The sequence below is a fragment of the Polynucleobacter sphagniphilus genome (assembly GCF_029892205.1).
In the GTDB taxonomy this organism is placed as follows: domain Bacteria; phylum Pseudomonadota; class Gammaproteobacteria; order Burkholderiales; family Burkholderiaceae; genus Polynucleobacter; species Polynucleobacter sphagniphilus.
Map to the genome: position 1 here is coordinate 570,381 of NZ_JARXVX010000001.1, position 21,932 is coordinate 592,312.

A 21,932-nucleotide genomic window follows, 5' to 3' on the forward strand; every position below is an offset into this window, starting at 1 on the left:
CTGATAGATATTAAGGAAGATCGATATGCCTTGGAATAGAGATGAGATGGCAGCACGCGCTGCTAAAGAGTTAAAAGATGGCTATTACGTAAACCTCGGAATTGGTATACCAACCCTTGTGGCCAATCATGTGCCGCCCGGAATGGAAGTTTGGCTTCAATCTGAAAATGGTCTGTTGGGAATCGGCCCCTTTCCAACGGAAGATCAGATAGATGCTGATTTGATTAATGCCGGCAAGCAAACTATTACAACCCTGCCAGGTTCCTCCATTTTTTCATCTGCCGATGCATTTGGAATGATTCGTGGCGGCAAAATCAATATTGCTTTCTTGGGTGCAATGCAGGTCAGTGAACACGGTGATATTGCCAACTGGATGATTCCAGGAAAAATGGTGAAGGGCATGGGTGGGGCCATGGATTTGGTTGCTGGAGTCAAGCACGTGGTCGTGCTGATGGAGCACGTTGCTAAGAAAAAAGACGGCACTGAAGAAATCAAGATTCTGCCCAAATGCACATTGCCCTTAACTGGCCTGCGCGTGATTAGTCGCATCATTACTGATTTGTGCGTATTGGATATCACTCCAAAGGGTTTAAAACTAGTTGAATTGGCGCCTGGCGTCAGCAAGGAAGAAGTGATTGCCAAAACAGGCGCCCCTGTTGACACTACTGGTTTCTAACTGCTGCATCCAATTGATGGAATAATGGAAGCACCATGTCTGGCTTCCATCATCATTCCCACGGAAAAAAACACCATCACTCTCATCGGGCTGTAGAGAGTGACCCCGCTTTGCATGCCCATAAAAAAGGGGATGCAAAGCATTGCCATACAAAAGAAGCTTCAAATCAAAACCTGCTTCTCATCGCACTCGTTTTAACATTAGGGTTTTCTGTAGTTGAGGGTGCAGCAGCCTATTTCGCTGGTTCCCTTGCGCTGATTTCAGATGCCGGTCACATGGTGACTGATGCCGCTGCTTTAGGTTTGGCGCTCTTTGCACAAATTATTTCTCGGCGACCACCATCATCTAAACATTCATTTGGATTTGGTCGTGCAGAGGCCTTGGCAGCCTTTGTTAATAGTATTGCCATGCTTGTATTGGTAGCGTGGATTGTGATTGAGGCTATTAGTCGTTTCTATACACCACACGTCGTTGATGGTTATACCGTTTCCGTGGTCGCAGCGATTGGTTTACTCATGAATATCGTAGTGGCCTTGGTGCTTTCTCGGGATCAGCGCAGTGTCAATACACGCGCAGCCTTGGTCCATGTGATGGGCGATCTTCTTGGATCAGTAGCTGCTTTGGCTGCAGGCTTAATCATTCAATTTACTGGTTGGATGCCAATTGATGCCATTCTCTCGATATTGGTCTCGCTGCTCATTCTGAGGTCGACCATTTCGATTCTGCATGAGTCCTTCCATTTTTTGATGGAAGGGGTTCCACTGCATATTGATTACCTTGAGGTAGGGGGTGAGTTAAAAAAAATTGCGGGGGTATCAGCCGTGCATGATTTGCATGTATGGGAAATGACGCCAAATTTTCCAGCCCTGATTGGCCATATTGAAATTGAAGATATGCATCAATGGCCCGAAATTATGTCGCGCATTCGTGTGATGCTGCTTGAAAAATACGGCATTGACCACGTCACCTTGCAACCAGAACAAATTGGCCCAGATGATGTTCATGAGCATGATCATGCCCATGAACATGTTGAACATTGCGGCGATACCCTTTATGTGCTGTGTGGTGAGGGTGAGGGCGTGCATCGCATGGCATACCACGCCTGGGGTAATCCTGAGAATCCCAGGGTATTGATTTGTGTTCATGGCCTGACAAGGCGTGGTAGCGATTTCAATACGCTTGCGCAAGCAATGTGCAAAGACTATTACGTGGTGTGTCCTGATATCGTTGGTCGTGGAAATTCGGATCGCTTAAGTAATCCAATGCTGTACGCGGTGCCCCAATATGTTGCCGACATGATGAGCCTTGTGAAGCATTTAGGCGTATCTCATGTTGATTGGTTTGGTACCTCAATGGGTGGCTTGATTGGGATAGTTTATGCATCCATGCCAAATTCGCCTATTCGTCGCATGCTCATTAATGATGTGGGTCCGCGAATTGAGCCCGAGTCACTCAAGCGCTTAGGTTCCTATGTTGGCCAGCCTTTTGCATTTGCTAATCGGGCAGACGCATTGGAACGCCTTAATCAAATTTGCACCACCTTTGGCGAGCATACCCCCCAAGAGTGGGAAATCTATAACGGTCCAATGTTGGTTGAGCGAGATGGAATGTGGGTAATGCATTACGACCCAGCGATTTCGGTTCCATTTGCCTCTATTAACCCAGTCATGGCAAAAGCGGGTGAAGTTGCTATGTGGCACGCCTTCAAGCAAATTCACTGTCCTATGTTGATTGTGCGGGGTGGGAATTCGGATTTACTCTCATCGGCTACGGCTGCAGAAATGTGCAAAGTCAATCCACATGCAAGAGTGATTGAAATACCCGGTGTTGGTCATGCTCCCGCCTTTGTCAAGACGGAGCAGATTGCTTTAGCAAAAGAATTCTTTAGCTAATCTTTTACTCTTTCTTAGATTCATTTCGGGAGAGATTCATGATTGAGGAATAGCGGAAGCGGTAATGGCAATTTCAACTCAAAAAATTCAAATAGTCGACGGCTGGTATGGTGAGCCTGCTGAGCAGCATGCTGCTGGAGTAGTGACGCTTTTGGAAATGTTGAATTTGGATTCGGCCACACTATTGGCGGCGAAAAATATTGCCCGTACACATGGTAAAGAATCCTTAGTTAAATTAATTGGTGAAGAGCCCGCCAAGTTGCTAATTGGTTATCGCGGCCTACGTCAGGCGCAAGCTAAGTTAGTTCGGGAAGATGGTGGGCTAAGCGTTTCCGGCCAGGAAGAAATGCTGCGCAAAATGCTTTTGGCTTTTGGTGATGATTTGCGGGTCGTCTTAATTTACTTGGCATCTCGCTTGCAAACTCTACGCTGGATTACCCAAGAGAAGATCCCTATGCCTGCACCATGGGCACAAGAGATTCTTGATATTGATGCTTCATTGGCCAATAGACTGGGTATCTGGCAAATGAAGTGGGAGATGGAAGATTTAGCATTCCGGACTTTATCCCCCCAGATTTATCGTGATATCGCCAAAATGCTCGATGCCAAAAGAATTGAGCGAGAAGCTTTTATTGAGCAGATTGTTGCTCGCCTCAAAGAGGAATTAAGTGCAGTCAATATCGCAGGGGAAGTGCTTGGTCGCCCTAAGCACATCTACAGCATTTGGAAAAAGATGCAAGGAAAGTCCTTAGACTTTGCTAACTTATACGATGTGCGCGCGTTTCGAGTAATGGTAGACGATGTCAAATCGTGTTACGCCATTTTGGGAATTGTGCACAATGTCTGGCAACCTGTGCCACGCGAGTTTGATGATTACATTGCAAGGCCCAAGCCTAATGGCTATCAATCCCTGCACACCGTTGTAATGGATGAGGATGGCACTGCATTTGAAATTCAGATTCGTACTCATGAGATGCATCAACAAGCGGAGTATGGCCTGGCTGCGCACTGGCGCTATAAAGAGGGTGCTTATGTTGGCATGGCAACGCCAGCAAAATCAAGTAATACCGCCAATCCTCATCATGCAACCGGAACACATAGTGCCCAAGTAGCTTATGAGCGACAAATTGCCTGGGCTAGGCAATTAATTTCTTGGAAAGAGGATGCTTGGGAGCAACTCAAGCATCACGAGATCGACGATCATATTTATGTCCTTACGCCATTGGGAAAAGTAATCTCACTCGAAAAGGGTTCGTCACCTATCGACTTTGCCTATGCAGTACATACCGATTTGGGTCATCGCTGTCGTGGGGCTAGAGTAGATGGCGCCATGGTTCCTTTGGATACGCCTTTACAAAATGGACAAACCATTGAAATCATTGCGGTTAAGCACGGTGGCCCATCGCGGGATTGGATTAGCCCCGATCGTAATTACTTGCGCTCCCATAGGGCTCGAACTCGTGTGCGAGCTTGGTTTAATGCGCTTGACGATGAAGAGGCAGGGCAGGGCAGCAAAGCGTCTGAGGTCAAGGTAGATTTAAAGTCTGATGCTAAGCCAAGCACACCAGCAATCGTATTGCGCCATAGTAGTCATAAGCAGGTCAAGGGTGGTGATGTCTTGGTGGTTGGCGTGGATTCCTTGTTAACTCAATTGGCGCGCTGCTGCCGTCCTGTCCCACCCGATTCGATTGCTGGGTTTGTTACCCAGGGTAGAGGTGTATCGATTCACCGCCGTGCTTGCAAAACGTTTAAGGGCTTATTAGAAAGGGCGCCTGAGCGGGTGATTCAAACGGCATGGAGCCAATCAGCTGCTAGCGATAGTAAAAATGATCAAAAGCGAGTCTTTCCGGCCGACCTGGCTGTCACGGGGCTGGACCGCCCGGAGTTAATGCGCGAGTTATTTGAAATCCTTACGCGGCAAGGCATTCACGTGATTGACCTGCGTAAATCCGCCCGAAAAGGCTTGGCACAGATCCTGTTGACGGTGGAGGTAAAGGATTCTGAAGTGCTGCGGATAGTCCAAAACAGCCTTGAAGAAGTCAAAGGGGTGACCCAAGTGCGCCGCCGGTGATAAACTCTTGGTCTGATATATAGGCTCGTAGCTCAGCTGGTTAGAGCACCACCTTGACATGGTGGGGGTCGTTGGTTCGAGTCCAATCGAGCCTACCAACGAATAAAGACCCAAAAGGGAATACCCAAACCGGGAAAGCCCAAGAGGCGCGGATGCCCCAAAGCTACCGCGCTTTCTTTTTGGGAAAGATGTCTGTTATGAAGTTCAGTAAATAAGCAAATAAGATAGGGTCATCATGCTTGTAGTTACTCTGCCCGATGGATCAAAACGTGAGTTTGAGGCACCAGTTCGCGTAGCGGATGTGGCCCAAAGCATTGGTAGTGGTCTTGCAAAAGCTGCTTTAGGCGGTATCGTTGATGGCAAGATGGTGGATACCAGCTTTGTCATTGATAAAGATAGTCAATTAGCCATCATCACTGATAAAAGTCCGGAAGCGCTTGAGATTGTGCGCCACTCTACAGCGCACTTATTGGCATACGCTGTTAAAGAACTATTCCCAGAAGCGCAAGTCACGATTGGTCCAGTGATCGAGAATGGTTTTTACTATGACTTCTCATATCACCGCCCATTTACGCCAGATGACTTAGTTGCTTTAGAAAAGAAAATGACTGAGCTCGCGAAAAAAGATGAGCCAGTAACACGCACCGTAATGCCACGCGATGACGCGGTAGAGTTTTTCAAGAAGCAGGGTGAAAACTACAAAGCAGAACTGATTGCCAGCATCCCACAGGGCGAAGATGTTTCTTTGTATGCTGAAGGCAGGTTCACTGATTTATGCCGTGGCCCACACGTGCCATCTACTGGCAAACTGAAGGTCTTTAAGCTGCAAAGCGTTGCAGGCGCTTATTGGCGTGGTGACAGTAAGAATGAGATGCTGCAGCGTATTTACGGTACTGCATGGTTGCGCAAAGAAGACCAGGATGCTTATTTACTCATGCTTGAAGAATCCGAAAAGCGTGATCACCGACGTCTCGGCAAATTGCTTGATCTCTTTCATTTTCAATCGGAAGCGCCAGGCTTAATTTTCTGGCACCCAAAAGGTTGGTCCATTTGGCAAGAAGTTGAGCAATACATGCGTCGCGTGTATCAGCAAGAGGGTTACCAAGAAGTCAAAGCGCCGCAGATTTTGGATCGAGGGCTCTGGGAAAAATCAGGCCACTGGGAAAACTACAAAGAAAATATGTTCACGACGGAGTCGGAGAATCGTGCTTATGCATTAAAGCCAATGAACTGTCCTGGCCACGTACAAATTTATAACTCAGGTTTGCATAGTTATCGTGAGCTGCCATTACGTTTTGGTGAGTTCGGTCAATGTCACCGCAATGAACCGTCAGGTGCATTACATGGTCTGATGCGCGTGCGTGGCTTCACGCAAGATGACGGTCATATTTTCTGTACGGAAGACCAAATTCAATCTGAAGTTGCTGCTTTTGATAAAGCAGTTCGTGCTGTTTACCAAGACTTTGGTTTCACCGAGGTTGCTGTAAAGCTAGCCTTACGTCCTGCTAAGCGCGTTGGTGACGATGCCATTTGGGATAAAGCTGAAGAAGCCCTTCGCGGCGCTTTAAAGGCATCTGGCCAGGAATGGGAAGAATTACCAGGTGAGGGTGCTTTTTATGGTCCAAAAATCGAATATCACCTAAAAGACTCCATTGGGCGTACGTGGCAGTGTGGCACGATTCAGGTGGATTTCTCCATGCCAGCCCGTTTAGGTGCTGAATATGTCGCCGAAGACAACAGCCGCAAGACCCCAGTGATGCTCCATAGGGCAATTGTGGGCTCTTTAGAGCGTTTTATTGGTATTTTGATCGAAAATCACGCTGGAAACATGCCGGTTTGGCTTGCTCCAACCCAGGCTGTAGTTCTTAATATTTCAGGAAATTCTGCTGCATACGCACAACAAGTTCAGCAATCTCTGAAAAAACAAGGGTTTAGAGTCGAATCTGATTTGCGGAATGAGAAAATTACGTATAAAATACGCGAGCACGCATTACAGAAGATTCCATTTTTGCTAGTTGTTGGCGATAAAGAGTGTGAAAGTAATACGGTGGCCGTTCGTGCCCGTGGCGGAGTTGATCTAGGTGTAATGCCTCTTGATGCCTTCGTTGCCCGACTCCAGCAGGATATATCCCAGAAAGTCGGACCCGAGCCTAGCTAGGGGTGGAACGGTTTTTATTGTTTTTTTAAAGGAATTAAGAAGATCGCTACTGATAAATCGCAGCGCATTAACCGGGAAATTACTGCTCCTGAAGTGCGTCTGATTGGAATGGATGGTGAGCCCATCGGTGTAGTTAAGTTGAGTGAAGCCTTGGCTTTGGCAGAAGAGAAAGAGACCGATTTGGTTGAGATTGCTCCAACTGCTGTGCCACCTGTAGTCCGCATCATGGACTTCGGCAAATTCAAGTACCAAGAAGCTAAGCGGATGCATGAAGCGAAGCTTAAGCAGAAGGTGATTCAGGTGAAGGAGGTTAAATTCCGTCCCGGCACTGACGATGGTGACTACGGTGTGAAGCTGCGCAACCTAATCCGTTTTTTGGAAGATGGCGACAAAACAAAGATTACGCTTCGTTTTCGGGGTCGAGAAATGGCCCACCAAGAAATCGGAGTCAGAATGTTGGAACGTTTGAAGTTGGACCTGCAAGAGTATGGTCAAGTTGAACAGTTTCCGAAGATGGAGGGTCGTCAGATGGTGATGGTATTGGCCCCAATTCGTAAGGCTAAGTAACAAGTAGTAATGCTTGTTGTTTAAGTAGGGAGGTGTCGCAAGACACTGGTTGTTGGAAGTGTTTCTAGGTACAGGAAGAGTAACCGTCGGTTACCACCTATGTTGCACATGCAGATGAAGGGGTGCTTTATGCCCAAGATGAAGAGCAAGAGTAGCGCTAAAAAGCGCTTCACGGTTCGCGCAGGCGGATCGATTAAACGAGGACAGGCTTTCAAACGCCACATCCTCACGAAAAAAACCACAAAGAACAAGCGTCACTTGCGTGGTTCAACTGAAGTTGCGAAGTCAGACGTTAAGTCAATTCGCTCTATGCTTCCTTACGCTTAACCTCAGACTAGATAGGAGAACTAAATGCCAAGAGTCAAACGTGGGGTTACAGCAAGAGCCCGTCATAAGAAAATCACCGATGCCGCAACGGGTTATCGTGGACGTCGTAAAAACGTATTCCGTATTGCTAAGCAAGCGGTTATGCGTGCTGGTCAATATGCATACCGTGACCGTCGTAATAAGAAACGTGTATTTCGCGCTTTGTGGATTGCCCGTATCAACGCGGCAGTTCGTCAGCACGACCTAACCTATAGCGTATTCATGAATGGTATGAAGAAAGCATCGATCGAACTCGATCGTAAGGTGCTCTCCGATATGGCCATCAGAGACAAAGAGGCTTTTGCCGCTTTGGTTACTCGGATCAAATCCGTAGTAAGCGCTGCAGCTTAACTAATTAATAAGCTGCAATGGTTTCTCTCGACCAAATTGTCGAGGATGCTAAACGTGATTTCCTCGGGGCTGCCGATGCGGCAGCTCTTGAGGACGCGAAAGCCAAGTATCTCGGTAAATCAGGTGTTCTCACTGAGCGTCTAAAAGCGCTTGGTGGAATGTCGCCTGAAGAACGTAAGAGTGCTGGCGCCCAAATTAATCAAATTAAGAGTGCAGTAGAGACCGCTCTTAATGAGCGTCGCCAAGCTTTGGCTGATGCAGTTCTGCAGCAGCGCCTTGCTGCTGAATCAATCGATGTGTCATTGCCTGGTCGTGGACAAGCGGTAGGTAGCTTGCATCCGGTGATGCGTACCTGGGAGCGTGTAGAAGAAATCTTTCGCTCGATTGGTTTTGATGTTGCCGATGGCCCTGAAATTGAAACTGATTGGTTTAATTTCACAGCTTTAAATAGCCCCGAGAATCATCCTGCACGTTCTATGCAGGACACTTTTTATATCGATGGCAAGGATTCCAATGGGAAGCCTTTGCTATTACGAACACATACCAGCCCAATTCAGGTTCGTTATGCCAGTGAACATGTTAAAAAATATGCTCACGCCGACGTCATGCCACCAATTAAAGTGATTGCTCCAGGCAGAACATATCGCGTCGATAGCGATGCCACGCACTCCCCGATGTTCCATCAGGTTGAGGGTTTATGGATTGCTCAGAGTGTTTCATTTGCAGACCTCAAGGGTGTTTATACCGACTTCTTGAGAACATTCTTTGAAACCAATGAATTACAAGTGCGCTTCCGTCCATCGTACTTCCCATTTACTGAGCCTTCCGCTGAGATTGATATGGCCTTTGGTAGCGGTAAGTTGGCTGGACGTTGGTTAGAGATTTCTGGGGCAGGGCAAGTGCATCCGAATGTATTGCGCAATATGGGTATCGATCCTGAGCGATACACTGGTTTTGCTTTTGGTTCAGGTTTAGAGCGCCTCACTATGTTGCGTTATGGCGTTGATGATCTGCGCCTTTTCTTTGAAAACGATTTACGTTTCTTAGCGCAATTTCCTGCCTAAGTTGACCTTCACTTAGATAAGCTATGCAATTTTCTGAATCTTGGCTACGTCAATACGTTAACCCTGCTATCGATAGCGATGCCTTAGGTCATGCGATGACGATGGCTGGGCTTGAGGTAGAAGAGCAGCATTCAGTTGCACCGGCTTTTACGAATATCGTAGTGGCAGAAATTTTGTCTGCCGAACAACATCCAGATGCCGATCGCTTACGCGTATGCAAAGTGAATGCAGGTACTGGTCAGGAACTACAAATTGTATGTGGTGCACCGAATGCGCGCGCTGGCATCAAGATTCCCTGTGCCTTGGTTGGTGCTGTATTGCCTCCTGCAGAGGCCGGTGGCAAACCCTTTGTTATTAAGGTCGGAAAACTCCGTGGTGTAGAGAGTCAGGGTATGTTGTGCTCAGGTCGCGAGCTTGGTTTGGGTGATGACCATGAGGGCATATTGGAATTACCCTCGGTTGCCCCAGTTGGGCAAGATATTCGTCAGTATCTTGATCTAGATGACCAAATTTTTGTTATTAAATTAACACCCAATAAAGCCGATTGCCTTTCTTTAATGGGTATGGCTCGCGAGGTATCTGCGATTACTGGCGCTGCTTTATGCGCGCCTACTTGGACCGCTCCAGTGCCGTCCGTCACAGATAAGCTCAAAGTTTCTATTGAAGATAATCAGCTGTGCGGTCGTTTTGCTGGGCGAATTATTCGTGGCGTCAATCCGAAAGCGAAAACGCCAGAGGCAATCGTGCAGCGTTTAGCGCGCGCTGGCCAGAGAAGCATTTCTCCCTTGGTTGATTTATCCAATTACGTCATGCTGGAGATGGGGCAGCCTACCCATGTATTTGACATTAAGAAACTGTCCGGTGATCTTGTAGTGCGTTGGGCTAAAGTTGGCGAATCCCTTGAATTGTTAAATGGCCAGACTATTGCTTTGCAGGGTCCAGACTCTTCAGGAAAGATCCAAGATGCAGGCGTAGTCGCAGACCAGACTGGCCCTGTTGCCTTGGCTGGAATTATGGGTGGCAATCACTGTGCAGTAACAGACGATACCCAAGATATTTATGTGGAAGCGGCTTACTGGTTGCCATCAGCAATTCAAGGTCGTGCACGTCGTTTTAATTTCAGCACAGATGCAGCACATCGCTTTGAGCGCGGTGTTGATCCCCAAAATACAGCGAACTGTTTGGAATACCTTAGTGCATTGATTCTCCAGGTATGTGGTGGTCAAGCCGGCCCCGTGGATGATCAAGTGGTTAATGTGCCAGAGCGCAAGCCGGTAGCCATGCGTTTGGCTCGTGCCGTCAAAGTGATTGGGATTGCTCTGACAAACGAGATTGTTGCTGATGTATTTAAACGCCTAGGCTTTGAGTTCAAGCAAGAGGCGAACGACGTTTTTGTTGTCACACCACCAAGCTATCGTTTTGATATTGAGATCGAAGAAGATCTCATCGAAGAGGTGGCGCGCATGTATGGCTTTGAAAATATCCCTGATACGCCGCCGATCTCCTCTTTGAAAATGAGCGCTAAGCCAGAAGCAAGGCGTGGCATCCATTTATTACGTCAACGTTTGGCTTTACAAGGCTATCAAGAGGCAGTCAATTTTGGCTTTACCGATCTTGAGAGTGAGCAGCGCTTGACTGGTGCAACTGACAATGATTTGATTGCTGTTGTCAATCCGATTGCTAGTCAGTACGGTGTCATGCGCAGTAATCTTTGGGGTGGCCTGCTTAGCAATCTAAAAGCTAACTTGAATCGTGGCGCAGCACGCGTGCGTTTATTTGAAGCGGGGCGCGTATTTAAGCGCGATATCCATGTTCAAGAGGAGGCTGGAAAGGTAGCTGGTTTCTATCAGCCACAGCATATTGGCGGACTTGCATATGGATCATTTGTTCCCGAACAATGGGCAAGCGAAAACCGTTTGGTTGATTTCTTTGATGTCAAGGGTGATCTTGAGCGCGTTTTAGATCCCCTGCATTTCACTACTGAAGCTGCATTGCATGTGGCCTTGCATCCTGGTCGTAGCGCCCAAGTCCAATTAAAAACTGCTCAAGGCTTGGTGAGTATTGGTTGGATTGGAGAGCTGCATCCTGGATTACAGCAAGCTTATGAATTGCCCCAGGCCCCCGTTTTATTTGAGTTGGATCTAGAAGCGATTAGTCAATTGGGTTTGCCTCAACCAGAAGAATTGAGTAAGTTTCCTGCTGTTCAGCGTGATTTGGCGGTGGTTGTTAAGCAATCTGTTTCTGCTCAGTCCTTGCTCGATGCCATGAATGCAAGTAAACAAGCCCTTATTCGTAAGATTGAGCTATTTGATGAGTTCAAACCAAAGGCTGGTTCGAGCTCTATGGCTGATGATGAGAAGAGCTTAGCATTTAGGGTTACATTATTAAATCCGCAAGAGACATTGCAGGATGCACAAATTGAACCGGTGATGAGCGCTTTATTGGCTGCGCTAGAAAAAAAATGTGCGGCTCGCCTGCGCTAGGTATAGTATTAATAAATATTTGAATTAATCGTTTTTCAAGAGACATTAAAAAGAGTGCGGCAATGACCCAATTAAACACAAACGATACGGTTACTAAAAACGAATTGTCTGAAGCCCTTTTCGATCAAGTTGGCTTAAATAAACGCGAAGCCAAGGATATGATTGATGCATTCTTTGATCGAATTGGACAGTCTTTGGAGTCTGGTGTAGAGGTCAAGATTTCTGGGTTTGGTAATTTTCAGTTGCGTAATAAATCAGCACGTCCTGGCCGCAATCCAAAGACGGGCGAGATGATTCCAATAGCTGCCCGTCGCGTTGTTACTTTTCATGCCAGCCAAAAGCTGAAGGATGTAGTGGAGTCCAATGCTAGAGAAAACGGAATTTGATGCTGGGTCGGGACTGTTAAGTTCACAGTTGCCGCCGATACCCGCAAAGCGCTACTTCACCATTGGCGAGGTAGCAGATTTATGCGGCGTACGTTCCCATGTTTTACGCTATTGGGAGCAAGAGTTTTCACAGCTCAGCCCACAAAAGCGCCGTGGTAACCGCCGCTACTATCAGCATCATGAGGTTGTTTTGATTCGCAAGATTCGCTCACTTCTTTATGAAGAGGGTTTTACGATCAGTGGCGCACGCAATCGATTGGATGAAGCGCGGGGCGAATTACGTTTGCGCGATGAGCTCCAAGCAGTTTTGCAGATTCTGTCTAAATAGTTACTGATACAATTTCGTCTTTCGTCGGGGCGTAGCGCAGCCTGGTAGCGTACTTGCATGGGGTGCAAGTGGTCGGAGGTTCAAATCCTCTCGCCCCGACCATTCTTCTTCATAATTTTGATAGCTTGCGGGTCTCCCATGTCAAATACCCATACTCCTACGGATTTCTTTGGTTTAAACATTCCCTTTCTGGATCACTTGGGCGTTATTCCTGAGCATGCCAAAGACGGTAAGTCGCGAATTAGCCTGGAGATTCGTCCCGAGTATGAGAATAGCTTTCATATTGCCCATGGTGGCGTCATCATGACACTCCTCGATTTTGCGATGGGTGCAGCTGCTCGTAGCACCACTTCTGAGGGATTTGGGGCTATGACAATCGATATGACTGTCAGTTTTATGCGTCCAAGCACTGGAAAAATTATTGTTGAGGGAAGTGTCCTCAAGGCCGGTAAAACTGTTAATTACTGTGAGGCAGTGGTATTAAATACCGCTGGCGAAATTACCGCTAAGGCAAGTGGTACCTTTATGCTGCGGAAATAATATTAATTAATTAAATAAATATAATATTTATAATTATTATTAATAATGCTTCGATAGCATATTAAAATCTTATTATTTAAAAGGCTTATATTTAAATATAATATTGCCTATTTGTATATTATCTATATAATTCTTACTAGAATCAGATTATTCGATCTGGTTTAAAACATATTATTTGGAGAAATAAACCATGTCTTCTTATAAAGAGCTTTTGGCTCAACGTGAGCAATTAGATAAGCAAATCAAAGAAGCAGTGCTTCGCGAAAAAGCAGAGGGTATTGCAAAAGCAAAATTAATTATTGAAGAATACGACTTAACTGCGGCTGATCTGTTCAGTCGCAAGGCGGGTGGTGCACGTAGTCCTAGCGGTAAAGTGGCGCCAAAGTATCGCAACCCATCCACTGGTGAAACTTGGACTGGTCGCGGTAAGGCTCCCAAGTGGATTGAAGGCAGAGATCGCAACAGCTTTCTCATCTAACCCTCTGAATTAAAAGACTATAAGGCCGCCTCAATAGCTGAGGCGGTTTTTTTATTTCCTTAATGGCACTTTTTAGCCAGGGCCTGTATAAAAATCGGCTCTAAGAGCTCATGTCTGTTTTGTAGGTTCAAACTTGCATCCGCCTCAGAATCAGTCGCTGGATAGCCAATAATCAGTGGATTTTGGCTGATTAAACCGTTTTCGAGATCTTCCTTGATCTGTGCCGGTCGTTCTAGAGGAATTCCATAGGAGTTTTGATCTGCCAAGCTGATCACACCAGGGTGTAGTTTGATAAAACCTTCATCTACCAAAATAGGAATGCGCTGTGTATCCTTGTTTTTGCTCAAATAATGTATCAGATGGACTTGTTCTACCGGTGGAATCAATGCATCTAAAAAGATAAGATCTGGGGCTATAGAAACAGCTGTCATTAATCCCTCCAGGCTATCTACCGCGATTTCCATTTCAACCTTCAATTGCCAGAATTGAATTGACTCCATTAATTCATGACTATTTTCAATCCGCCTAAATATCCCCATTGCAATACATTTTTGAGTGGTCTTTTGGCGCATCGCACGTTTTCTTCTCTGCAGTTGTTGTTCTAGCGAGCTGACTAGAATCCGGCGGTGGCCGCCCCTGGTTTTCCAGGCGATTAATTCACCTAATTCAACCATTTTTTGGACTGTTCCTAGGGAAACTTGAAGTACTTTGGCACTTTGACGCGTACTGAGATATTCCAAGTCCGGGGTAATTGCTTTCATATGTTCTTAATCCCATTTATTTGTTTGAAGATTTAGAGAATAAAAACCATATTCATTTGAATCTGTCAGGAGGCGATTAAAAGGAAGTAGGAAAGCTCTTATTAATTGTTTTCCTTGGTACTTTCCCCGATTTGGTAAAAAATCAGGGAAAGCCCTTTAGGGTAGGGTGGTTACTCGTGTTAAATTACTGCTGTAGTACCAGTAATTGCACAGAGCAATCCGCCAAACGGTAGAGCCGCATAACGGATGGTTATAACCACAGTTTTTATTCGGGAAACCCGATGAAAGGTGAGCATCATGATGCAGGACCAAAGAGATAACTCCTATCTCTTCGGCGGAAACGCCCCTTACGTAGAAGAACTCTACGAATCCTATTTGCTTGATCCAACTTCCGTAGAGGATCATTGGCGAGCCTATTTTGATAATGTGAAACAAGTTCCGGCGGCAGATGGTTCTTCTAGAACAGATATTGCCCATGGACCCATTGTTGCCTCTTTCGCTGAGCGCGCTAAGCAGGGTCCTATCCGAACTGTTTCAGATTCAGCTGACTCTGAAATGGGGCGCAAGCGCGTTGCCGTTCAGCAGCTGATTGCTGCATACCGAAATGTTGGAAACCGCTGGGCTGATATTGATCCGTTAAAACGCACTGAGCGTCCGGACATCCCTGAATTGAATCCTGCTTTTTATGGCTTTACTGATGGCGATATGGATATCGTCTTCAACACTAGCAATACCTTTTTTGGCAAAACGCAAATGCCCTTACGCGAATTATTGCAGGCGTTGCGAGAGACCTATTGCGGCACCATTGGTGTTGAGTACATGTTTATTGCTGACCAGAAAATTAAAAAATGGTGGCAAGAAAAATTAGAGTCGATTCGCTCAACTCCTAAATTTAATGTCGAAGAAAAGCGTCAGATTTTAGATCGCGTAACTGCGGCAGAAGGTCTTGAGCGCTATCTTCAAGCGAAATACGTTGGTCAAAAGCGTTTCTCACTTGAGGGTGGCGAAAGCTTTATTGCCTGTATGGATGAATTGATCCGTGAGGCTGGCTCTAAAGGTGTTCAAGAAATTGTGATTGGCATGGCCCATCGTGGTCGTCTGAATGTTCTGGTAAATACCTTGGGCAAAATGCCGACCGACTTATTTGCTGAGTTTGAACATAAAGGCCCTGAAACATTACCTGCCGGTGACGTTAAATATCACCAAGGTTTCTCGAGCGACATTTCAACTCCCGCTGGCCCAGTGCATTTATCCTTGGCGTTTAACCCCTCCCATCTAGAAATCGTGAACCCAGTAGTGGAAGGTTCAGCACGTGCCCGTATGGAGCGCCGTGGCGATATGTTGGGTGAGCAAGTTCTGCCTGTATTGGTCCATGGAGATGCGGCTATTGCTGGTCAAGGTGTAATGCAAGAAACACTAGCAATGTCTGAGGTTCGTGGTTACTCCACTGGCGGTACGGTGCACATCGTCATTAATAACCAGATTGGCTTTACAACTTCTGATCCTCGCGATTTGCGTTCAAGCTTGTATTGCACTGACATCATGAAAGTAGTTGATGCGCCCGTGCTACACGTCAATGGAGATGATCCAGAGGCAGTTGTTTTGGCAACTAAATTGGCAGTTGAGTTCCGTACTCAATTCCATAAAGACGTTGCGATCGATATTGTTTGTTTCCGTAAATTGGGTCACAACGAGCAAGATACGCCTGCGATGACGCAGCCCTTGATGTATAAAATTATTGCTGCTCATCCTGGTACGCGTAAGGTCTATGCGGATAAATTAGAGGCGCAAGGTGTGTTGCCTGTTGGTACTGGTGACCTCATGGTCAAAGAGTATCGCGCTGCAATGGATGCCGGTAAACAAACCTCTGATCCTGTGCTGAGTAATTTCAAGGGTAAGTTTGCAGTCGATTGGAGTCCCTTCCTCAATAAGAAGTGGACCGACGAAGCTGATACTGCTATTCCTTTGGCGGAGTGGAAGCGTTTAGCCGAGAAGATTTCTACCATTCCTGAAGACTTCAAGGTACACCCGCTAGTTGAGAAGGTCTACAAAGATCGCGCAGCGATGGGTCGCGGTGAGATCAATATTGATTGGGGTATGGGCGAGCACATGGCTTTTGCCTCTTTGGTAGCCAGCGGTTATCCGGTGCGCTTGTCTGGAGAGGATAGTGGACGCGGCACCTTTACCCACCGTCACGCTGTTTTGCACAATCAGAACCGTGAGAAATGGGATTCTGGTACTTACATGCCATTGCGTCATGTAGCTAAAGATCAAGCCCCATTCCTTGTGATTGATTCCATCCTCTCAGAAGAGGCGGTATTGGGCTTTGAATACGGTTATGCGGCAGCAGAACCAAACACTTTGACTATTTGGGAAGCGCAGTTTGGCGACTTTGCTAACGGCGCTCAAGTGGTGATCGACCAATTTATCGCATCTGGTGAGGTGAAGTGGGGTCGCGCTAACGGTTTGGTGATGATGTTGCCACACGGCTATGAAGGTCAGGGTCCTGAGCACTCATCAGCACGCCTAGAGCGTTTCATGCAGCTCTGTGCTGACACCAATATGCAGGTGATTCAGCCTACAACCGCAGCGCAGATCTTTCACGTATTGCGTCGTCAAATGATTCGTCAGTTCCGCAAACCGCTGATCTTGATGACACCAAAATCTCTATTGCGCAATAAAGAAGCCGCTTCACCATTATCTGAATTTACCAAAGGCGGCTTCCAAACGATTCTGCCTGAACGTGATGAATCGATTGATGGCAAGCAAGTGACTCGTTTAATTATGTGCTCTGGTAAGGTTTACTACGATTTGGTCAAGGCACGCACCGATAAGAAGATTGCCGATGTTGCGATTATTCGCTTAGAACAGTTGTATCCATTCCCGCATAAGGCATTGGCTGCTGAGTTGAAAAAATATCCTAAATTGGAAGAGGTGATTTGGTGTCAGGATGAGCCACAAAACCAAGGGGCGTGGTTCTTTGTCCAGCATAATATTTTGGAGAATATGGCCGACGGTATGAAGTTAGCTTATGCCGGCCGTCCTGCTTCTGCATCTCCTGCTTGCGGATATGCACATCTTCACCAAGAACAACAAAAATCATTACTCAATGCAGCATTTGCCAAACTGAAAGGTTATGTGATCACGAAATAATCGTCGACATAACCAATATAAATACATAGATAGGATTAATCATGGCCATATTCGAAGTTAAAGTACCCCAACTCTCTGAGTCTGTAGCGGAAGCTACCTTGTTACAGTGGAAAAAAAAGGTGGGTGATGCCGTTGCTCAGGACGAAATCTTGGTGGAAATCGAAACCGACAAAGTAGTGCTTGAAGTGCCTGCGCCATCCGCCGGTGTAATTACAGAACTGGTAGTTGCTGATGGTGGCACGGTAGTAGCAGATGAGCTGATTGCAAAAATTGATAGTACCGCCGTTGCAGCCGCAGCTCCTGCGGCGGCACCAGCGCCTGCCAAGTCAGCTGCTCCTGCAGCTCAATCTAGTGCGGCCGCAGCTCCATCTGCTGCTAAGTTGATGGCGGAGAATAATTTAAGCGCAAACCAGGTTGCTGGTTCTGGTCGAGATGGCCGCATTACAAAAGGCGATGCCTTGAATGCGGTTGCTGGAGCTTCTAAATCAGCACCTGTAGCAACTGCACCAATTCCAATGAGCGATCGTCCAGAAGAGCGCGTACCCATGAGTCGTTTACGCGCTCGTATTGCAGAGCGCTTGCTTGAGTCACAAGCAAACAATGCGATTTTGACAACTTTTAATGAAGTCAATATGGCGCCGGTGATTGCAATGCGCAATAAATACAAAGATCAATTTGAGAAGGTCCATGGTGTTAAATTGGGCTTCATGTCTTTCTTTGTCAAAGCGGCTACACATGCTTTGAAAAAATTCCCGCTTCTCAATGCTTCTGTTGATGGCAATGACATCATCTACCACGGTTACTTTGATATTGGCATTGCCGTGAGTTCACCACGTGGTTTAGTGGTGCCCATCTTGCGTGATGTAGACCAAATGAATTTAGCTGATATTGAGAAAAAGATTGCTGAGTTTGGCGTCAAAGCTCGTGAAGGTAAGTTGACGATTGAAGAGTTGACTGGCGGTACATTCTCTATCTCCAATGGAGGGGTATTTGGCTCAATGCTTTCTACTCCAATCATTAATCCACCCCAATCAGCAATCTTGGGCATTCATGCCACTAAAGAGCGTGCAGTTGTCGAAAATGGTCAGATTGTGATTCGTCCAATTAATTACTTGGCGCTTTCTTATGATCATCGAATCATCGATGGTCGCGAGGCAGTTTTAGGTTTGGTAGCCATGAAGGATGCCTTAGAAGATCCTTCACGTCTTCTCCTTGATTTGTAAGAAGGGAAGATCATGAGCCAAGCTTTTGATGTACTCGTTATTGGTGGCGGCCCTGGCGGCTATATCGCTGCAATTCGTGCAGCGCAACTCGGATTTAAAGTTGCCTGTGCAGAATCTAATGCCTATGATGATCCAAAAGGGGAGCCGCGCCTAGGTGGCACCTGCTTGAATGTCGGCTGCATTCCTTCTAAGGCTTTATTAGCATCTTCGGAAGAGTTTGAAAAGATTGCACACCATGCCGCTGACCACGGAATTAAAGTGGGTGCTGTGAGTATCGATTCGAAGAAAATGATTTCTCGAAAAGATGACATCGTGACTAAGATGACCGGCGGTATTCAGTTTTTATTCCGCAAGAATAAAATTACGTTATTAAAAGGCCACGCTTCTTTCGAGGGCAAAACGGCTGATGGCTATCAAGTGAAGATTGATGGCAAGGATAAAGAAACTGTCACTACAAAAAATGTGATTATTGCTACTGGCTCTAAAGCACGTCATTTGCCAGGTATTGCTGTTGATAATGTATTGATCTGCGATAACGAGGGTGCCCTCAAGTTTGATTCGGTACCTAAGAAGTTGGGTGTGATTGGTGCCGGCGTCATCGGCTTGGAATTAGGTTCTGTGTGGCGTCGCGTGGGCTCTGATGTGACTATTTTGGAAGCAATGCCATCTTTCTTGGGTGCTTGTGATCAAGGCATTGCTAAAGAAGCGCAAAAGTTACTGAGCAAACAAGGCCTCAACATCAGCACTGGCGTCAAGATTGGTGAAGTAAAAGCTGACAAGAAGGGTGTAGTAGTGAACTACACCGATGCTACTGGAAAGGCCAGTAAGTTGGAATGTGATCGTTTGATCGTTTCCGTTGGACGGGTGCCAAATACCGAAAATCTTGGACTAGACAAGATTGGTTTGAAAGTCGATGAGCGTGGCTTTATTCCTATTGATGATCATACTTGTGCTACAGCTGCGCCGGGTGTGTATGCAGTTGGTGATGTTGTGCGCGGACCCATGTTGGCACACAAAGCTGAAGATGAAGGTGTCTTAGTTGCTGAAGTGATCGCTGGTCAAAAACCCCATATCGATTACAACTGTATTCCATGGGTGATCTACACCGATCCAGAAATTGCTTGGGTTGGTAAAACTGAAGAACAACTCAAGGCTGAAGGCCGCGCTTATAAGCCAGGCCAGTTCCCATTTGCTGCCAATGGCCGTGCATTGGGCATGGGTCGTGCCGATGGTTTTGTTAAGGTCTTGGCTGATGCGAATACCGATGAAATCTTGGGTGTTCATATTATTGGTGCTAATGCATCCGATTTGATTGCTGAAGCTGCGGTTGCAATGGAATTTAAAGCGGCTGCTGAAGATATTGCACGTATCTGTCATCCGCATCCAAGTCTGTCTGAAGTAGTTCGTGAGGCAGCTTTGGCGACAGATAAACGCGCATTAAACATGTAATTGAAGGCTTTAGAGTATTACCATCAAGAGTTAAAGGCGCGCGGGTATCACACAGATCCCGCGCAGCTTGCTGCTATCGAACGTTTGCAAGTCTGTGAAGACGAGTGGATTGCTTATAAAGAAATCCGCAGCAATAGGCTAAAAAAGAAACTCTTTAAACCTAAACTTCCTCGCGGTTTATATTTATGGGGCGGGGTAGGGCGCGGCAAATCTTTTTTAATGGATTGCTTTTTTGCTGCATCCCCATTAGAAAAAAAGATACGCATTCATTTTCATGAGTTCATGCGTGAAGTTCATCGTGAGCTACATGAGTTATCTGGTTTGGCCGACCCCTTAAACGAGCTTGCCTTACGCATTTCAAAACGCTATCGTTTGATTTGTTTTGATGAATTTCATATCAACGATATTGCGGATGCCATGATTTTGTATCGCTTGCTTAGCGCCTTGTTTGCTGATCGAGTGCAGTTTGTCATGACATCTAACTATCGCCCCGATCAACTCTATCCAAATGGCTTGCATCGTGATCGCCTTTTGCCTGCCATCAAGCTGCTAGAAGAACAGCTTGATATTTTGAATGTAGATGCTGGCAATGACTATCGTCGTGTACAGATGGCGCAAGTGGAGGCCTACCTAGCTCCTTTAAATGCGCAATCCGATGCCCGTTTATTGGAGATGTTTCACGCCTTAATTGGTAACCAGCAAGAGCCTTCTAATCCCAGTTTAAATATTGAATCGCGCGAATTAAAGCCTTTGCACATGGGTGATGGGGTAGTGTGGTTTGACTTTAATACGCTGTGTTGTGGTCCGCGCTCTCAAAACGACTACCTCGAGATTGCAAAGCGCTTTCATACAGTTATTTTGTCTGGGGTGCCCTATATGCCTCCCAGGATGACCAATGAGGCACGGCGCTTTATCTGGCTGATTGACGTTTTATATGACCATAAGGTCAAATTAATCATTTCCGCCGAAGTCGATGCCCCCGAGCTATATACAGAGGGTCAAATTACGGCTGAATTCTCCAGAACTGTCTCCCGCTTGATAGAAATGCAGTCTCGAGACTACTTGGATGCTCCGCGTCGGGTAATTGACACCAGCTTGACCTAAAATAGGCCAATGATCAGTAATTTAAGCCTCAATGCCGATTTGCATTGCCACTCGGTCGTTTCTGACGGGACTTTAACTCCCGAAGAATTGGCTCAGCGCGCCTATGCCAATGGTGTGCGCTTGTGGGCTTTAACTGATCATGATGAGCTAGGCGGACAAAAGCGTGCCTCAGATGCCGCCAAAGCCCTTGGAATGAAGTATCTGGGTGGCGTTGAAATTTCAGTGACTTGGATGGGGCAAACGATCCATATCGTTGGGCTTGGAATTGATCCAGACAATACCGGCTTAGTGGAAGGCCTGCGTCAAACGAGAAATGGTCGCGGAAATCGCGCCAAGCTCATGGCTGAGCAATTGCTCAAGGCCGGAATACCAGACGCCTATGAGGGCGCACTCCATTTTGCCGGTAACCATGATTTGATTTCGAGAACCCACTTTGCGCGTTTTTTGGTGGAGCAGGGTATCTGCAAAAATACTGAACAGGTATTTAAAAATTATTTAGTCGAAGATAAGCCCGGTTATGTGCCGCATATGTGGGCCAAGCTTGAAGATGCTCTTGCTTGGATCAAGGCGGCAGGCGGAGTAGCGGTGATTGCCCACCCCGGTAGATATTCCTTTAATGCAATGCAGATGGAGCAGTTATTCATCCGCTTTAAGGAGCTGGGTGGACTGGGTATAGAGGTGATTACTGGTAGTCATAGCCCCGATCAATATAAAACATACGGCAAAATAGCCCAGCAATATGGCTTCCTAGCCTCGCGTGGGTCTGATTTTCATGATCCAAATGAAAGCCATATTGATTTGGGTGTATTGCCTTTGCTCCCAGATAACCTGACCCCGATTTGGTCTGTATTGCATTAACCTATTTCCCCATTACAACAAAGA

General features: G+C 46.5%; 19 protein-coding genes and 2 tRNA genes. 20 read left to right on the forward strand and 1 reads right to left on the reverse strand.

Going from position 1 to position 21,932, the window contains the following annotated elements; genetic code table 11:
* The first annotated feature begins 25 nt into the window (after positions 1-25).
* From M2125_RS03015 to M2125_RS03090, 15 genes are all read left to right on the forward strand, one after another.
* Positions 26-676 carry a CoA transferase subunit B gene (locus tag M2125_RS03015; protein ID WP_076023220.1) on the forward strand — a complete coding sequence of 217 codons (651 nt, stop codon included), beginning with the start codon at positions 26-28 and terminating at the stop codon, positions 674-676.
* 35 nt (positions 677-711) lie between these two features.
* A complete protein-coding gene (locus M2125_RS10920; protein ID WP_338130171.1) occupies positions 712-2,568 on the forward strand; it encodes an alpha/beta fold hydrolase in 1,857 nt (618 codons plus the stop codon).
* A gap of 64 nt (positions 2,569-2,632) precedes the next feature.
* On the forward strand, positions 2,633-4,639 hold the full coding sequence (locus M2125_RS03030) for a RelA/SpoT family protein (protein WP_076023222.1): 2,007 nt from the start codon (positions 2,633-2,635) through the stop codon (positions 4,637-4,639).
* Positions 4,640-4,660: 21 nt separating this feature from the next.
* Positions 4,661-4,737: transfer RNA gene (locus M2125_RS03035), tRNA-Val, on the forward strand.
* A gap of 137 nt (positions 4,738-4,874) precedes the next feature.
* Positions 4,875-6,797 (forward strand): threonine--tRNA ligase, encoded by a 1,923-nt coding sequence (thrS, locus tag M2125_RS03040; protein WP_076023223.1) that lies wholly within the window; start codon positions 4,875-4,877, stop codon positions 6,795-6,797.
* 33 nt (positions 6,798-6,830) lie between these two features.
* Positions 6,831-7,364, forward strand: coding sequence for a translation initiation factor IF-3 (infC, locus tag M2125_RS03045; protein ID WP_420875821.1), 534 nt, complete (start codon positions 6,831-6,833; stop codon positions 7,362-7,364).
* A 129-nt stretch (positions 7,365-7,493) separates the two neighbouring features.
* A complete protein-coding gene (gene rpmI / locus M2125_RS03050) occupies positions 7,494-7,691 on the forward strand; it encodes a 50S ribosomal protein L35 (RefSeq protein WP_076023225.1) in 198 nt (65 codons plus the stop codon).
* A 24-nt stretch (positions 7,692-7,715) separates the two neighbouring features.
* Positions 7,716-8,081 (forward strand): 50S ribosomal protein L20, encoded by a 366-nt coding sequence (gene rplT / locus M2125_RS03055; RefSeq protein ID WP_076023226.1) that lies wholly within the window; start codon positions 7,716-7,718, stop codon positions 8,079-8,081.
* A 17-nt stretch (positions 8,082-8,098) separates the two neighbouring features.
* Entirely contained in the window at positions 8,099-9,145 is a 1,047-nt protein-coding gene (gene pheS, locus M2125_RS03060) for a phenylalanine--tRNA ligase subunit alpha (RefSeq protein ID WP_076023227.1), read from the forward strand.
* Positions 9,146-9,168: 23 nt separating this feature from the next.
* Positions 9,169-11,628 carry a phenylalanine--tRNA ligase subunit beta gene (gene pheT, locus M2125_RS03065; RefSeq protein ID WP_280741922.1) on the forward strand — a complete coding sequence of 820 codons (2,460 nt, stop codon included), beginning with the start codon at positions 9,169-9,171 and terminating at the stop codon, positions 11,626-11,628.
* 62 nt (positions 11,629-11,690) lie between these two features.
* Positions 11,691-12,014 carry an integration host factor subunit alpha gene (locus tag M2125_RS03070; RefSeq protein WP_076023229.1) on the forward strand — a complete coding sequence of 108 codons (324 nt, stop codon included), beginning with the start codon at positions 11,691-11,693 and terminating at the stop codon, positions 12,012-12,014.
* Complete coding sequence (locus M2125_RS03075; protein WP_076023230.1) at positions 11,992-12,342, forward strand: MerR family transcriptional regulator; 351 nt, start codon at positions 11,992-11,994, stop codon at positions 12,340-12,342. Before M2125_RS03070 ends, M2125_RS03075 begins: the two co-directional genes overlap by 23 nt.
* Positions 12,343-12,367: 25 nt before the next feature.
* A tRNA-Pro gene (locus M2125_RS03080) sits at positions 12,368-12,444 on the forward strand.
* 36 nt (positions 12,445-12,480) lie between these two features.
* On the forward strand, positions 12,481-12,882 hold the full coding sequence (locus M2125_RS03085; protein ID WP_277539810.1) for a PaaI family thioesterase: 402 nt from the start codon (positions 12,481-12,483) through the stop codon (positions 12,880-12,882).
* 190 nt (positions 12,883-13,072) lie between these two features.
* Positions 13,073-13,360, forward strand: coding sequence for an H-NS histone family protein (locus M2125_RS03090; RefSeq protein ID WP_076023232.1), 288 nt, complete (start codon positions 13,073-13,075; stop codon positions 13,358-13,360).
* A 59-nt stretch (positions 13,361-13,419) separates the two neighbouring features.
* On the opposite strand, the gene M2125_RS03095 is transcribed toward M2125_RS03090, so the two are convergent.
* Entirely contained in the window at positions 13,420-14,121 is a 702-nt protein-coding gene (locus M2125_RS03095; RefSeq protein WP_076023233.1) for a helix-turn-helix domain-containing protein, read from the reverse strand.
* A 297-nt stretch (positions 14,122-14,418) separates the two neighbouring features.
* Between M2125_RS03095 and M2125_RS03100 the strand changes: the two genes are divergently transcribed.
* From M2125_RS03100 to M2125_RS03120, 5 genes are read left to right on the forward strand one after another with little or no spacing between them, the layout of a single operon-like run.
* A complete protein-coding gene (locus M2125_RS03100) occupies positions 14,419-17,274 on the forward strand; it encodes a 2-oxoglutarate dehydrogenase E1 component (protein WP_076023234.1) in 2,856 nt (951 codons plus the stop codon).
* 41 nt (positions 17,275-17,315) lie between these two features.
* Positions 17,316-18,497 (forward strand): 2-oxoglutarate dehydrogenase complex dihydrolipoyllysine-residue succinyltransferase, encoded by a 1,182-nt coding sequence (gene odhB / locus M2125_RS03105; RefSeq protein ID WP_280742459.1) that lies wholly within the window; start codon positions 17,316-17,318, stop codon positions 18,495-18,497.
* A gap of 12 nt (positions 18,498-18,509) precedes the next feature.
* Positions 18,510-19,946 carry a dihydrolipoyl dehydrogenase gene (lpdA, locus tag M2125_RS03110; RefSeq protein ID WP_076023236.1) on the forward strand — a complete coding sequence of 479 codons (1,437 nt, stop codon included), beginning with the start codon at positions 18,510-18,512 and terminating at the stop codon, positions 19,944-19,946.
* Positions 19,947-21,050 (forward strand): cell division protein ZapE, encoded by a 1,104-nt coding sequence (zapE, locus tag M2125_RS03115; protein ID WP_277539808.1) that lies wholly within the window; start codon positions 19,947-19,949, stop codon positions 21,048-21,050.
* A 9-nt stretch (positions 21,051-21,059) separates the two neighbouring features.
* Positions 21,060-21,908, forward strand: a complete 849-nt coding sequence (locus tag M2125_RS03120; RefSeq protein WP_076023238.1) for a 3',5'-nucleoside bisphosphate phosphatase — start codon at positions 21,060-21,062, stop codon at positions 21,906-21,908.
* Positions 21,909-21,932 lie beyond the last annotated feature (24 nt).